Origin of the sequence: Vibrio sp. BS-M-Sm-2 (genome assembly GCF_041504345.1) — a bacterium.
Taxonomy (GTDB): Bacteria; Pseudomonadota; Gammaproteobacteria; order Enterobacterales; family Vibrionaceae; genus Vibrio; species Vibrio satsumensis.
The window spans coordinates 3,099,685-3,113,781 of sequence record NZ_CP167894.1 but is presented as its reverse complement, the minus strand read 5'-3'; the positions used below and the strand labels follow the sequence as shown (position 1 = coordinate 3,113,781).

The following is a 14,097-nucleotide window of genomic DNA, read 5'->3' as shown; positions in this document are numbered from 1 at the left end:
AGCGCATGTTGTGGCTTCTTTTACCACATTCAGCGCTGTTATTGCGCAGGTTTTTGAGCCCAAACGTGAATATAACGGCCTAGTGACAGATATGGCTCTTGGCGACATAGCTGTTTTTCCAGTTCCAATACATCTTCAAATTGGTAATCGCCCATGTACTCCATATTACCTATGTAGTCACTGAAAGAGCGAATGCCTGATTTACCACAGATTTCTAGACCAGCGTCTTCTATCCATTGGTAAACCTCTTCCGGCTTCAAGCCTTTTTGTGGTTGCAGCTTAAACCGTTTTCGATGTGGCATCCCATTCAATACATGAGGAATATTGCCACAAATCACATTTTTCAGGACTAATCCGTGGTGGTTGTAAAACATTATCGAGGCAACGCCACCCGGTTTAACTTGTTCAAGCAATAAATCAAGCGCCTCTTTAGGATCGGCTAACCATTCCATTACGGCATGAAACATCACAAAATCGACTTTTCCATCGAGATGTTCTGCGACTTTTTGTACCGGTGAATGAATAAATCGATATTGCTCTAACAAACCCGCTTCGCTGATACTTTCTTCTGCGAGCTTCAGCATTTCAGAAGAGAGGTCACACAGAGAAACGTTATGCCCAAGCGACGCAATTTTTTGCGACATCTGTGCAAGTCCGCCTCCAGCATCAAGCACATGCAGTGGCGAAGCTGATTGTTCAAATTTGCTCAAAGCTTGTTCTAAATCTTCCCATACGATGATCTGACGGATCTCTCCTTTGTCAGAACCGTAAATATTTTTTGCAAATTTGTGGGCAATATCGTCGAAATTACGGTCTTCAGTCACGGCTACTTGAGTTATTATGTCCTATCGTGCCTGCTATTCTGTCACAGGAATTTCAGGAATAAAGAGGCGATGTCTCTTTTTACTACTAAGTGATGTTTTTTCGGACTATTCGGATATGTTTGAGCTGAAAAAAGTAGTGTCTTCGCTATTGATGCCACTGCCAGCAATGTTAATTCTCGCTTTTCTGGGTTTAGCCCTAGTGATGTTTACTACCAAAAGGAAGACTGGTTGCCTAATCACCCTTTCAGCCCTATGTGGTATTTTCCTAATCGCTTTCCAGCCAGTTTCTAGTCAACTTTTAATGCCAATGGAAAGGCAACACACCGCTTTTTTACCTGTCGATGAAACCGTCGATTACGTGATGGTTCTCGGAAGTGGTCACGTCGTAGATGACCAAATTCCACCGACATCAGAACTTAGTCGCACCGGCCTGATGCGCTTAAGTGAAGGGATTCGTATTCTACGCCTTTACCCTGGTGCAAAACTTATTTTGTCTGGCTATGGCGCAGGCACTGAAGTAAGTAACGCAAGAATGATGGCTAAAGTTGCATTAGCACTAGGCGTAGCAAAACCTGATATCATTCTGCTTGAAACAGCAAAAGACACCTGGGAAGAAGCCCGCCAAGCTGCTGCGTTTGTTAAGAATAAAAGAATGGTGCTAGTGACTTCAGCTAGCCATATGACTCGCGCACTGAATGAATTCAATGCTGCCGGCATGAAACCTCTACCAGCACCAACTAACTACCTTGCACAAGAAGGGATTGTTGAGCCTTGGAATAAGTATATGCCAAAAGCTCTCTACCTTGAGCAGACTGAGCGTTACTGGCACGAAACCATGGGGTTGGTTTGGCAAAGCCTGCGTGATTGGCTTGATACAAGTAATGACCCGGTCGAAGAGCCTATTGTTGTTCCCGAAGCATCCAACCTTGTTGAAGGTGGCAGTGACGTTTCTGCAGCACAGTCTCAATAAGCAGATTGCATAAAATATTCAGTAAAAAAAAGCCGAGACATCAAAGATGCCTCGGCTTTTTAACATTCAAATATCCTAATACACTCAACGGGAATTAGTCACCAGCAAACATGTAACCTTCACCGTGAACCGTCACAAAAATTTGTGGGTTCTTAGGATCGAACTCCATTTTTGCACGCATACGACGGATTAGTACGTCGATGGTACGGTCATTAGGCGCATCCACACGGTGGCTAATCATATTGAGAATACGCTCACGGCTTAACACCTGATTTGGGTAAGAAGACAGTGCAACCAATAATTCGTATTCAGCTTTCGTCAGTTTAACCGGTTCACCGTTTTTGCTTAACGCACGACGAGGGATATCAAATGTCCACTCACCAAAACGAACCACTGATTCATCTTCTGGTTCTTCAGCCGCACCTGCTGCCGTTTTACGAGCGGCAGAAATACGCCAAAGTAGGTTTTTAACTCGAACCAATAACTCGCGAAGTTCGAAGGGTTTAGTAACATAATCGTCAGCGCCCATTTCAAGGCCTACAATTTTGTCGATGCTATCCGTGCGTCCAGTAACTAAAATAATTCCAATGTCTGATTGACTGCGTAATTCGCGAGTTAGCATCAATCCATCTTCGCCTGGTAAGTTGATGTCCAGCATAATGAGGTCAACGTTGTTTTCTTCTAACACGCCTCTCATTTGAGCGCCGCTTTCGGCTTCGCTAACTGTGTAACCTTCGTTCTGGAAGTATCCAACCAGTTTACTGCGGGTTACCACATCATCTTCTACGACTAATACGTGATAGCTCATCTACACCACTTTTCTTATTTAATAGTTTCAGTGACTATTCTATTCATAACTCGTAACAATTCTAGTAGTACACGAGATAAAAGCCAGAAACATGGATTTTTTTTGATACAAGACAATCTTAAACCTTGCTATTTATCTTCCATCGCAATTCAATATAGGCATTACTACTAACGAGTAACTTTGCGTTTCGCAAATAACCTTGTTATTCAGCCTTCGTACCCTAGGTATTACGAAAGACGATATTAGGATTAATCAAATGAAAGAAACGAAAGCATTCAACGAGCAAAGAGCCGAAATATACTGGTGGCTATCAAGCTTATTCGCCAAAGAGCTCACCCAAGAAGAACTCGATCACTACCACTCTGTTGAGATTCGTTCTTTCCTAACTGGTTTAGGCGAAAATGAAACACTAAAGCCTGCGATTGATCGCTTAGTCGATGCACTGAACCGTCTCCAAACACGTGAAGATGCCCAACTAGAACTGTCTGCAGACTTTTGCGATCTTTTCTTAAAGACAGACAAACACGGCGCTCTTCCTTACGCTTCCATGTATATCGGCGAAACTGGCCTTTTAAATGATAAGCCTGCAAGAGATATGGAAGAGATCATGGCCAAGCACAACTTAGTCGTGAACCAAGACTTAAAAGAGCCAGCAGACCACATCGCTATCGAACTCGATTTTCTTGGTAACTTGATCATCCGTTCTAATGAAACGGATCTTGAAGAAGAACTCGAAAAATCGTTCGCCGTTCAACAGCAGTTTATCGAACAACAACTGCTTACTTGGGTGCCAAGGTTCAACGTAAAATGTCATGACGTTGACGAATTCGGTTTCTACGCTTCAGTCTCAGCTCTGCTACTGGCATTCTGCACATTAGACACTCAATACCTCGCTGGTGAATAAGTTTATTGGATGATTTGGTAAACAAATTCAGCAGAATGTGACAATTCACCCGGATTTCTGGGTGAATTTTATTGCGAGTAATTTCTAGTCAGTCTAAAATTGTGACCGCAAACGATAAAATATGAAACATTCACGAAATGCTATGCTTATTAAAGTTCAGAGCATTTCGGTGTTAAGACAAGCCGCTCAATAGCGGTTTTTTGTTTTTTAGCACTTTAGTACCCAAAGAGCCCTACAAATTTAAGCTCTTAGTTAGGTAGCTTAACGGCTACTTCATTCCGTACTTTGGGAAAGTAGCTTCTAATAGGATAAAACCATGGCCACTATCAAAGATGTCGCTCGCTTAGCCGGCGTATCAACAACAACCGTTTCTCACGTAATCAACAAAACTCGCTTTGTTGCTGAAGCGACTCAAGAAAAAGTAAACAAAGCAGTAGATGAACTTAACTATGCGCCAAGTGCAGTTGCTCGTAGTTTGAAGTGCAATACAACACGCACTATCGGCATGCTAGTTACTCAATCAACTAACCTATTCTTCTCTGAAGTTATCGATGGTGTTGAGAGCTACTGTTACCGTCAAGGTTACACTTTGATCCTGTGTAATACGGGCGGTATCTATGAGAAGCAACGTGATTACATTCGAATGCTTGCTGAGAAACGTGTAGATGGCATCTTAGTGATGTGTTCTGACCTAACTGAAGAACTTAGAGAGATGTTAGACCGTCACGCTGACATCCCTAAAGTAATAATGGACTGGGGTCCAGAGAGTTCTCAAGCTGATAAGATCATCGATAACTCTGAAGAAGGTGGCTATCTAGCAACCAAATACCTCATTGAACGCGGTCACTCTAAGATTGCTTGTTTAAGTGGCCACTTAGACAAAGCAGCATGTGTTGAGCGTATCGCTGGTTACAAGCGTGCACTCAATGAAGCAAAGATTACTGCCGATGATGATATGATCATTGAAGGTAACTTCGAGTGTGATACGGCTGTTCTTGCTGCAGAGCAAATCGTAGAGATGGAAGATCGTCCAACCGCAGTATTCTGTTTTAATGACACAATGGCACTAGGCCTAATGAGCCGCCTGCAAGAGAAAGGAATTCGCATTCCTGAAGATATTTCCGTGATTGGTTACGACAACATCGAACTGGCTGAATACTTCTCTCCACCGTTAACTACGGTTCACCAACCTAAGCGTCGTGTTGGTAAGAATGCATTCGAAATTCTGTTAGAGCGCATAAAAGATAAAGATCATGAAAAACGCGTCTTCGAAATGCACCCTGAAATTGTTGAGCGAAGTACAGTTAAAACGTTAAATTAATTGACAACTCGAGTTTAATTGCATCAAGCGCACCTTTAGGTGCGCTTTTTTTATCAACAGCTATAATGAACTCATATGCACAAAGGAAAGATCATTAATTGAAGCAACATCACATTTTGAAATATCAACTGTGAGCCTCATTCAACAAAAACTTTATTCTATTCAATCAGTCACGCACAGGGCAAACCACTTGAAAAAGTGAGACGCAAAGCTTCCGGCCTAAACCACTCGTTGGTATGGTAGCGGGGTTACCGATGGCAAAATGCAGTAAGTACTAATAATTTAGTAATTTACGGCTTATTGACAATTTAATTGCAACATTTTGCTAATCTCTCGGACCTGCTTATTTGGTGGCGTAGTTCAAATACACCGAGATAAATAACATGGATAAACCGATACTAAAGGACTCAATGAAGTTATTTGAGCCCCTAGGAAAAATAAAATCACGCTCAATGTTTGGTGGCTTCGGTCTTTTTGCTGATGACACTATGTTTGCTCTGGTTGTAAATGACCAGCTGCACATACGAGCAGAAAAATGCACAACAAAACAATTCGAACAACAAGGGTTTCAACCGTACGTCTACAAAAAACGTGGTTTCCCTGTCGTTACTAAATATTTCGCTTTACCTGAAGGCCTGTGGCAAGACCAAGAAAAAATCTTGCAGCTTGCAACCACGTCTCTAGGTTTTGCTAAAGAAGAAAAAGCCGAGCAGTCTTCTGCTAAGCCTACTCGACTCAAAGATCTGCCTAACCTTCGACTCGCTACTGAACGCATGTTGAAAAAAGCAGGGATCGATTCCGTAGAACGTTTATATGAATCAGGCTCTGTAAACGCATTTAACGCCATCAAGGAATCGCATGCGTCTTCTGTCAGTATTGAACTACTTTGGGCGCTAGAAGGTGCGATCAATGGTACACATTGGTCAGTTATACCGCAGCAGCGTCGTGAAGAGCTTATCAATCGCGTCAATTAGCATTGTCAGTGCAAACTATCTACATAACTAAGCCGCATTTTTGCGGCTTTTTTTATATCTACTGAAAGTTAATCTAAGCTTTGCCTGTCTATCTATACTATCGGTATGCATTGAAAATTTAGAGGAAGTATCAATGAGTAAGAAAATGATATTGGGTATTATATTGGTAGTAATCATCGTCTTGTTAGGCGTCAATTTTGGCCAATACCTCACGCTTGAAAATGCCAAGGCCCAACAAGCCGTTTTAAATGACTACATTGACAGCAACTTTATTGCCGCCGCCGCTATCTATTTTGTTGCGTATGTAATGATCACTGCTTTCTCAATTCCTGGCGCCGCTGTTGTTACCCTGCTTGGAGCTGCTCTATTTGGCTTCTGGAATAGTTTACTGCTGGTATCTTTCGCAAGTGCAATTGGTGCTACCCTCGCTTTTCTAAGTAGCCGCTATCTGTTACGTGACTGGATTCAAACCAAGTTTGGTGACAAGTTAGCGACAATTAACAAGGGCGTTGAAAAAGACGGCGCATTTTACTTGTTTTCTCTGCGTCTAATTCCTGTATTCCCATTCTTCCTTATCAACCTGTTGATGGGTCTAACTCCTATGTCGGTGAGTCGTTACTACATTACGAGTCAAATCGGGATGTTGCCGGGTACTGCTGTTTTCTTGAATGCAGGTACTCAACTCGCAGAAATTGATTCACTTTCGGGCATCGTGTCGCCTTCAGTACTATTGTCATTTGCATTACTGGGTATATTCCCAATTATTGCTAAGTGGTTGATGGGGAAGTTTCGCTCAACACCAGTGGCTGAATAACGTATATAGCTAAATAACGCATATAGCCAGATAAGGTTCTATTTCAATGAAGATCTTCAGTGCATCGAATCCGACAGAAGCCCACATCATCTGTGGATTACTAGAAAGTGAGAATATTGCGTGTGAAGTCCGTGGGGAGGGTTTGTTTGGTTTGAAAGGTGAAATCCCATTCACAGAAGAAACTGACCCTTACGTATGGTTATATGAGCCAGAATTGGCCAGTAAAGCCCGCACGATTGTTAATGACTACCAAAAACAGCAAGATTCTATTATCTATGAAGAGTGGCGTTGTAGTAAATGTCATGAAGTTAACGAAGCTCAATTTGGTTCATGCTGGCAGTGCGGCGCTGCTTCACCTGAATAGCAGAGTTTCCATTATTACAGAAAATGATTCTGTAAAAGACAACCTCCAAATAAAAACGGGAAGCTAAAATTAGCTTCCCGTTTTTATTTTAATTCTATTCAAACATCTGTTCTGATAAAGAACCTAGATAATCACTGAATTTGCTTTTGAATAAAAGCGATAGATTGTTGATTGAATTCTTCAGGGTTTTCGACATTACATACATGCCCACAGTTAGCGATTTCTACCAACTCACTCGACTCATGCGCTTCCACCATTTCTTTAACAGGCTTGATGAACATATAATCGCGTTCACCCATCAAATACAAAGTTGGAATCGGCAACTCTCTGTCTTTGAAGTACTTCATCAATGGATTTACGTCAGCTGTGAGGATAAACCAACGTTTAAACTCTTTTTGGCACAGCTTTTTAGCTTCGCGGATAAACAAGTGACGTGACTCTTTCTGACTTTTTTGCGGCATCACAACATAAGCAAATAAGCTGTATAACCACATATAAGGAATAATGTGCTTACTCAGGTTTCCTAATTTGATTAAGACTTGAGAGCGAGTGTTAAGTTTAGTAACCGCACCACCAAGCACCATAGAGCGCACTCTGCTCGCAGCCAATTCAGCCACGTTGCGAACGATAATCGTGCCCAAAGACATACCCACGAAGTGCGCAGAGCGGATTTTGAGATGGTCTAACACTTTAAGAATATCAAGCGTCACCGATTTGAACGTATAACGATTCGAAATCAGTTCTTTAAGTATGTTGTCTGATTTACCATGCCCTCTGAGGTCGATGAGAAGCAAATTGAAGTGCTGCTTATACGCTTTGATCTGCTTGAACCAAATGGAGGAACTGCCTCCTGCGCCATGCACAAATACAACCCACTCATCACTCGTAGGGTGAGTAAATGTTTTATGAAATAGTAAACTCTCAGACATACCTATCGCTTTAATTATTGGAGTGGAGCTCTGCCTCATCACGAGGCGATGACCAAGGATATCACGCTATTAAGAACTTTAAGTGATAATAGTGTCAAACCTAACATTAGTCATGTGAATACCTACCCTGCCTTTTCTACATGACTAAAATGAGTTTGCAAGCTTTGTCTTCGCAAACGAGATGTGCTCTGACCAGAAAACAAGAAGGCACTCTGCTATCAGAGTGCCTTCTTCTATTAAGAACTGCAATTGTTCATAAACCAACTTTTTAAGCTAAGTCAGCAAGTTAAAATGCAGAGTGGTACATCACAAGGTATTCTTTTGCCGCATCTTCCCAACTAAAATCTTGCTGCATTGCATAAAGCTGAACACGCTTAATTTCAGATGAATTTTGAGCATAAAGCAGCAATGAACGATGCAATACTGCCAGTAGCGCTTGCGGTGTTGGCTCTTCAAAAGCAAACCCTGTCGCTACCTCAGGATCCTGATCGTAATCATTCACACTGTCTTTTAAGCCGCCTACAGAGCGAACAATAGGCAAAGTACCATAAGCCATACTATAGATTTGATTTAAACCACAAGGTTCAAATTCAGAAGGCATCAAAAAGAAATCAGAGCCAGCTTCAACCAAGTGCGCTAGTTCATTATTGTAGGCTTCTACGAATGAGAACTTGTCTGAGTGAAGTGCTGATAGCTCTTTCAACTGACTCGCCAAAACCGGATCACCTGTACCGACAATCACAATCTGAAGGTCGTTTTTCAAGAACTGATCGATGATAGGCAGTAAGTAGTGAACGCCTTTTTGATTCGTCAGGCGACAAACCATGCCATAAACCGCGCAATCGGCAACGGGTAAACCCACGTCTTGTTGCAGCTTTTGCTTACAAGCTGATTTTCCGCGAGCCATGCTGTGCTTAGTCGCTTTATATTTACGAGGAAGGAAAGCGTCTGTTTCCGGGTTCCAAGCTCCGTAATCGCAACCATTCAAAATGCCGACTAGATCAGAAGCTCTGTGTTGAAACTCAGCCGCCATACCGTGACTGCCGAGCTCTGTTTTTAGCTCTTCCGCATAAGTTGGACTTACTGCGTTCACTTTATCTGCGCACAGCACACCAGCTTTGAGCATAGTCACATGTGTATTACTAACGGCCGCTTCCGGAACATTCCGACTGTGCATTTCAGGAAGACATTGCAGCTCATCGTAGGCAAACACACCTTTAAAAACCGCATTGTGAATCGAGATAACACTGCGCGTATTTTCAAAGAAATCGTGTTGTTGATAACGCGACTTAAGCAAGAAAGGAACAAACCCTGTATGCCAGTCATTTGCATGAATGATATCAGGCTGGAAGCCAAGCTTAGGGAGCATATCAAGACAGGCTGCACTGAAGAACGAGAAGCGCTCTCCATTATCAGCATAAGCTTGATTGTTTTCAGCGTACATTTCAGGACGGTCGAAATATTTGGCACATTCAATACCAAAAACTGGAACGCCTTCTACGCTCAGTTTTTTCACTTGGTAAGCCGTATGAGGCCAATGATCGAGTTCAGTCGATAAAACAACTTCTGCTGAATCAATGTTTGGAATATTTCTATAGGCGGGGATAGTCACTCGAACGTCCTGTTCGAGTGTTTGCAACGCTTTCGGCAGTGCCTTGGCTACATCAGCCAAGCCACCACTTTTAATCAAGCCTTCAACTTCAGACGCTACAAAAAGTACCGAGAGAGTCTTAGTAACCAACTCGTGCTCCTTTAGAAATCACTACGACACCATCGTCAGATACGTGGTAATGCTTTTTGTCTTCTGTCAGATTTACACCAATCTGTGTACCCGGTGCGATATCTGCATCTTTATCAATGATAACGCGGCGCAGGATACAACCCTCACCCACTTTTACATCACCGAGTAAGATACTTTCGCTAATATCACACGCTGATGCGATATTGCTGCGGAAACCCAGTACACTCTTTTCAATACGCGAACCACGTACGTAACTACCGCTACAAACAAGACTATCAATGATCTGAATTCGACCATTTGCCGAATCAGTAAACGTAGCAGGTGGTAGTGGCGGGTAATAAGTGTGTAGAGGCCATTTACGGTTGTATAGCGAGAATGGCGCATCTTTCTTAAGAAGGTCCATGTGCGCTTGCCAGTACGCGTCAATCGTACCTACATCGCGCCAGTAAACTTCTTCTTTCTCACCAGTAATACGATTGGTGCTGAAATCATAAACAAACACATCACCACGTGGGAACATGTTTGGAATAATGTCTTTGCCGAAATCGTGTGTCGAACCTTCTCTATCAGCATCTTCCGTTAGTTCAGCAAAAAGCTCTTTCGCTTCGAACACGTAGTTGCCCATTGAAACGAGCGCTGATTCTGGATCTCCCGGGATCGACTTCGGATTTGCAGGTTTCTCTTCAAAGCCAATCATACGGCCATCAGCATCAACCTCAATAACACCGAATTCTGATGCTTCAGCAAGCGGCATACGCAGTGCAGAAACGGTTAGAGCCGCTTTCTTCTCTTTATGGAAATCAAGCATCTGTTTGATGTCCATCTTATAGATATGGTCTGAACCAAAAATACAGACTTGATCAGGTTCTTCCAACTCCATAAAGCCCATGTTTTGGTAGATAGCATCTGCTGTGCCTTCATACCAACGCTTTCCTTTACGCATTTGTGCAGGAATTGGGTCGATGAAACGGTCTGTTATACCACTGATATTCCAGCCTTTTTTCATATGGTGGAACAGTGACTGTGACTTAAATTGTGTTAATACGTAGATCTTCATTAGATCAGCATTAACGAAGTTGTTCAAAGCGAAATCAATTAAGCGGTAACTACCACCGAAAGGAACCGAGGGTTTGCTGCGAGATTCAGTTAAAGGTCTTAAGCGAGAGCCTTCACCACCAGCAAGAATCATTCCCAATACACCAGCCATTTTATTCTCCATATATCTATAGCTTGTCGATGTTAGTACTCGTAGAGGTATCTTCCTCTGGGGGATGAGCACCAACACTTATTTCGGTATTTAGCGAATATCCATTCACATACAGTGACAATATCCTAAGCCAAACGTTGTTATGTGTGCACTATTCTTTGCACTTGGTTTTATATACGTTATCGACTTTTCGGCCGAATTCAATTTTTAATACGCCATTCTGTGGTACGTGAGCTGATTGCTTTCCTAAGACTTAAAGCAGCTCACACTACATCGTCCAGACGAAACATTACATTAACACCCGACACACATCAGGTATACAACTAAACGCTGATCTGTGAGTTACAATATTTTAATTAAGTTACATTCTCGTTAAAATTGCATAAGAAGATGTGATTAATTTCTGTTATTTATTTTGCAGTGTGAATTTAATAAATTCTCGCAGACGAAACACCAAATCAACAAGTTGCATATTTAGTCATGTTGAGATCAAAAAAAGCAGCCTAATGGCTGCTTTTTCATCAATAACGTTCAGTTACTTCTCTTTAGGCTTTTTACGCTTATCCGTAACTTCCCACTTACCGTCGATGTACAACGCAGTCCAACCGGACGGTTTTCCATCTACTTCAGTACGAACGTAGTTTTCTTTGGTCTTACGACTAAAACGAACCACTGTAGGCTTGCCATCAGGGTCAGCAACTGGCGCTGATGTTAGGTACTGGAACTTAGGCGAGATACGGTCTTTAAAACGAACCAGCTCTTCCACCAATGGTGCACGTGTTTCACGTGATTTAGGGAAGTTACTCGCAGCCATAAATAGACCAGAAGCACCATCACGAAGAACAAAGTACGCGTCTGAATTTTCACACGGAAGTTCAGGAAAATGTACAGGGTCTTCTTTCGGTGGCGCTACTTCGCCATTTTTCAGAATCTTACGAGTGTTCTTACAATCTTCACTCGTACAATCCATGTATTTACCAAAACGACCGTTCTTCAGAACCATGTCAGAACCACATTTGTCACACTCAACAAGTGGACCATCGTAGCCTTTTACTTTAAATTCACCGTGTTCAACCACATAACCTTCACAGTTCGGGTTGTTACCACATACGTGCATCTTACGCTTATCATCGATTAGATAAGCATCCATTGCCGTTTCACAAATAGGACAACGCTTTTTAGCTCGAAGTGCTGCTGTTTCAACGTCTTCTTCAAGCACGTTGATAATGCCCTCTTCATCACCAAGGTTGATTGTTGTCTTACAACGCTCTTTTGGAGGAAGTGCATAACCAGAACAACCAAGGAATACGCCTGTCGAAGCAGTACGAATGCCCATTTTACGGCTACAAGTCGGACACTCAATATCGGTTTCCACGATATGATTTGGCTTCATACCACCAGCGTCTTCGTCTAAGTCTGCTTTTTCCAAATCGCCAGTAAAGTCTTCGAAGAAGTTATCTAGCACGCCTTTCCAGCTTGCTTCGCCTTCTGCGATTTGGTCCAACTTCTGCTCCATACGAGCAGTGAAGTCGTAGTTCATTAGGTCGTTGAAGCTGCCGTCTAGACGGTCAGTAACAATTTCACCCATCTTCTCAGCATAGAAACGACGCTGTTCAACTTTTACATAACCACGATCTTGAATCGTCGAGATGATTGATGCGTATGTTGAAGGACGACCAATACCACGCTTCTCAAGCTCTTTAACTAGCGCCGCTTCAGTGAAACGAGCCGGTGGCTTAGTGAAGTGCTGTTTAGGGTCTAGCGCGATCAAATCAAGCTTATCGCCGATCTGTACTGCTGGAAGGATCGTATCTTCGTTTTTACCCATTGGACGCTGAACACGAGTCCAACCATCAAATTTAAGGATACGACCTTTTGCTTTTAACGTGTACTCATCTGCTTTAACGCTTACTGTCGTTGAATCGTATTGAGCTGGCGTCATTTGACACGCAACGAACTGATTCCAAATCAGTGAATAAAGCTTGTGTGCGTCTGCGTCTACGCCGTTTAGATCTTCCGACTTAACATCTACACTTGAAGGACGAATCGCTTCGTGGGCCTCTTGAGCGCCCTCTTTGCTGCCGTATACAAGTGCTTTAGGTGGAAGGTATTGCGCGCCGTACTCAGAACCAATGTATTCACGAGCGGCTTCTACAGCTTCTGAACTCAAGTTGGTTGAGTCAGTACGCATATAAGTGATGTAACCCGCTTCATACAGGCGTTGAGCCAACATCATGGTTTTCTTTACGCCATAACCAAGACGCGTACTCGCCGCTTGCTGCAGCGTCGACGTGATGTAAGGTGCAGACGGCTTACTCTTTGTTGGGCGGTCTTCACGTTTACATACTTCATATTGCGCTTTTTCTAAAACGCTAACAGCAGCTTGTGTTTGCGCTTCATTTTCAGGTTTAAACGCAACACCGTCTTTCTGCGCTACTTGCAGTCTAAAGTCGGTTTTCTCTGCTGTTTTAGTATCAGCATGCACATCCCAGAACTCTTCAGGGATAAAGGCGTTGATCTCGCGCTCACGCTCTACCAGCAGTTTTACCGCTACTGATTGAACACGGCCAGCGGACAGGCCTCGTGCTACTTTTTTCCAAAGCAGAGGTGACACCATAAAGCCAACAACACGGTCCATAAAACGTCGTGCTTGTTGTGCGTTTACGCCATCAATGTTTAGCTCACCTGGAGTTTCGAAAGCTTGTTGAATAGCATTCTTGGTGATTTCGTTAAAAACCACTCGCTTGTATCGCGTTTCATCGCCACCGATGATCTCACGAAGGTGCCATGCGATAGCTTCTCCTTCGCGGTCCAAATCGGTTGCGAGATAAACATGGTCTGCGTTCTCAGCCAGTTTTTGCAATTCAGCGACGACTTTCTCTTTACCAGGTAGGATTTGGTAGTTCGCTTCCCACTCTTTATACGGGTTGATACCCATCTTTTTGATAAGAGCTTTGCGATCTTTTTCTTTCTTGATACGAGCTTTATCTTCTGGGCTCATACCCTTGGTTGAAACTGCAGCAGCCTTTTGACCAGTACTTTGACCCGCCGTTGGTAAATCACGTACGTGACCTACACTCGACTTAACGACAAAGTCTTTGCCAAGATATTTATTGATAGTTTTAGCCTTGGCTGGCGACTCCACTATAACGAGCGATTTACCCATATTGACTCTAACGTCCTTAATCACGATGCTTCAGCACCAACAATTTAGCTTGTGGGCTTTTACGCATGATATTCT

At 42.9% G+C, this 14,097-nt stretch carries 12 protein-coding genes and 1 riboswitch; of the genes, 6 read left to right on the top strand and 6 right to left on the bottom strand.

Features of this window, described 5'->3' with window-relative positions; genetic code table 11:
* Window positions 1–38: 38 nt before the first annotated feature.
* Window positions 39–824, bottom strand: coding sequence for a tRNA uridine 5-oxyacetic acid(34) methyltransferase CmoM (gene cmoM / locus AB8613_RS14305; protein ID WP_146492181.1), 786 nt, complete (start codon window positions 822–824; stop codon window positions 39–41).
* A 115-nt stretch (window positions 825–939) separates the two neighbouring features.
* Here cmoM and elyC point away from each other — a divergent pair, with 115 nt between their 5' ends.
* Window positions 940–1,794: an envelope biogenesis factor ElyC gene (elyC, locus tag AB8613_RS14300; RefSeq protein ID WP_146492182.1), complete on the top strand. Its 855-nt coding sequence runs from the start codon at window positions 940–942 to the stop codon at window positions 1,792–1,794.
* A 94-nt stretch (window positions 1,795–1,888) separates the two neighbouring features.
* Here elyC and torR read toward each other — a convergent pair whose 3' ends face one another.
* On the bottom strand, window positions 1,889–2,602 hold the full coding sequence (gene torR / locus AB8613_RS14295) for a two-component system response regulator TorR (RefSeq protein WP_146492183.1): 714 nt from the start codon (window positions 2,600–2,602) through the stop codon (window positions 1,889–1,891).
* Between the two features lie 256 nt (window positions 2,603–2,858).
* Between torR and torD the strand changes: the two genes are divergently transcribed.
* From torD to AB8613_RS14270, 5 genes are all read left to right on the top strand, one after another.
* Window positions 2,859–3,506 carry a molecular chaperone TorD gene (gene torD / locus AB8613_RS14290; RefSeq protein WP_371713347.1) on the top strand — a complete coding sequence of 216 codons (648 nt, stop codon included), beginning with the start codon at window positions 2,859–2,861 and terminating at the stop codon, window positions 3,504–3,506.
* A 316-nt stretch (window positions 3,507–3,822) separates the two neighbouring features.
* Window positions 3,823–4,827, top strand: coding sequence for an HTH-type transcriptional repressor PurR (gene purR, locus AB8613_RS14285; RefSeq protein WP_060982357.1), 1,005 nt, complete (start codon window positions 3,823–3,825; stop codon window positions 4,825–4,827).
* 170 nt (window positions 4,828–4,997) lie between these two features.
* Window positions 4,998–5,083, top strand: a riboswitch (cyclic di-GMP riboswitch).
* Between the two features lie 127 nt (window positions 5,084–5,210).
* Complete coding sequence (locus AB8613_RS14280) at window positions 5,211–5,801, top strand: TfoX/Sxy family DNA transformation protein (RefSeq protein ID WP_081090099.1); 591 nt, start codon at window positions 5,211–5,213, stop codon at window positions 5,799–5,801.
* Window positions 5,802–5,934: 133 nt separating this feature from the next.
* Window positions 5,935–6,615 carry a TVP38/TMEM64 family protein gene (locus tag AB8613_RS14275; RefSeq protein WP_285953235.1) on the top strand — a complete coding sequence of 227 codons (681 nt, stop codon included), beginning with the start codon at window positions 5,935–5,937 and terminating at the stop codon, window positions 6,613–6,615.
* A 46-nt stretch (window positions 6,616–6,661) separates the two neighbouring features.
* Window positions 6,662–6,979, top strand: a complete 318-nt coding sequence (locus AB8613_RS14270; RefSeq protein ID WP_061018452.1) for a DUF2007 domain-containing protein — start codon at window positions 6,662–6,664, stop codon at window positions 6,977–6,979.
* A gap of 131 nt (window positions 6,980–7,110) precedes the next feature.
* Here the strand turns inward: AB8613_RS14270 and AB8613_RS14265 are convergent, their stop codons facing one another.
* From AB8613_RS14265 to topA, 4 genes are all read right to left on the bottom strand, one after another.
* Window positions 7,111–7,908, bottom strand: coding sequence for an alpha/beta fold hydrolase (locus tag AB8613_RS14265; protein WP_146492186.1), 798 nt, complete (start codon window positions 7,906–7,908; stop codon window positions 7,111–7,113).
* A 286-nt stretch (window positions 7,909–8,194) separates the two neighbouring features.
* Window positions 8,195–9,649 carry a glycogen synthase GlgA gene (glgA, locus tag AB8613_RS14260; RefSeq protein WP_372383987.1) on the bottom strand — a complete coding sequence of 485 codons (1,455 nt, stop codon included), beginning with the start codon at window positions 9,647–9,649 and terminating at the stop codon, window positions 8,195–8,197.
* Window positions 9,639–10,856: a glucose-1-phosphate adenylyltransferase gene (gene glgC / locus AB8613_RS14255; protein WP_017062102.1), complete on the bottom strand. Its 1,218-nt coding sequence runs from the start codon at window positions 10,854–10,856 to the stop codon at window positions 9,639–9,641. The genes glgA and glgC overlap by 11 nt, the downstream gene beginning before the upstream one ends.
* Before the next feature lie 535 nt (window positions 10,857–11,391).
* Entirely contained in the window at window positions 11,392–14,022 is a 2,631-nt protein-coding gene (gene topA, locus AB8613_RS14250) for a type I DNA topoisomerase (RefSeq protein ID WP_372383986.1), read from the bottom strand.
* Window positions 14,023–14,097: the final 75 nt, after the last annotated feature.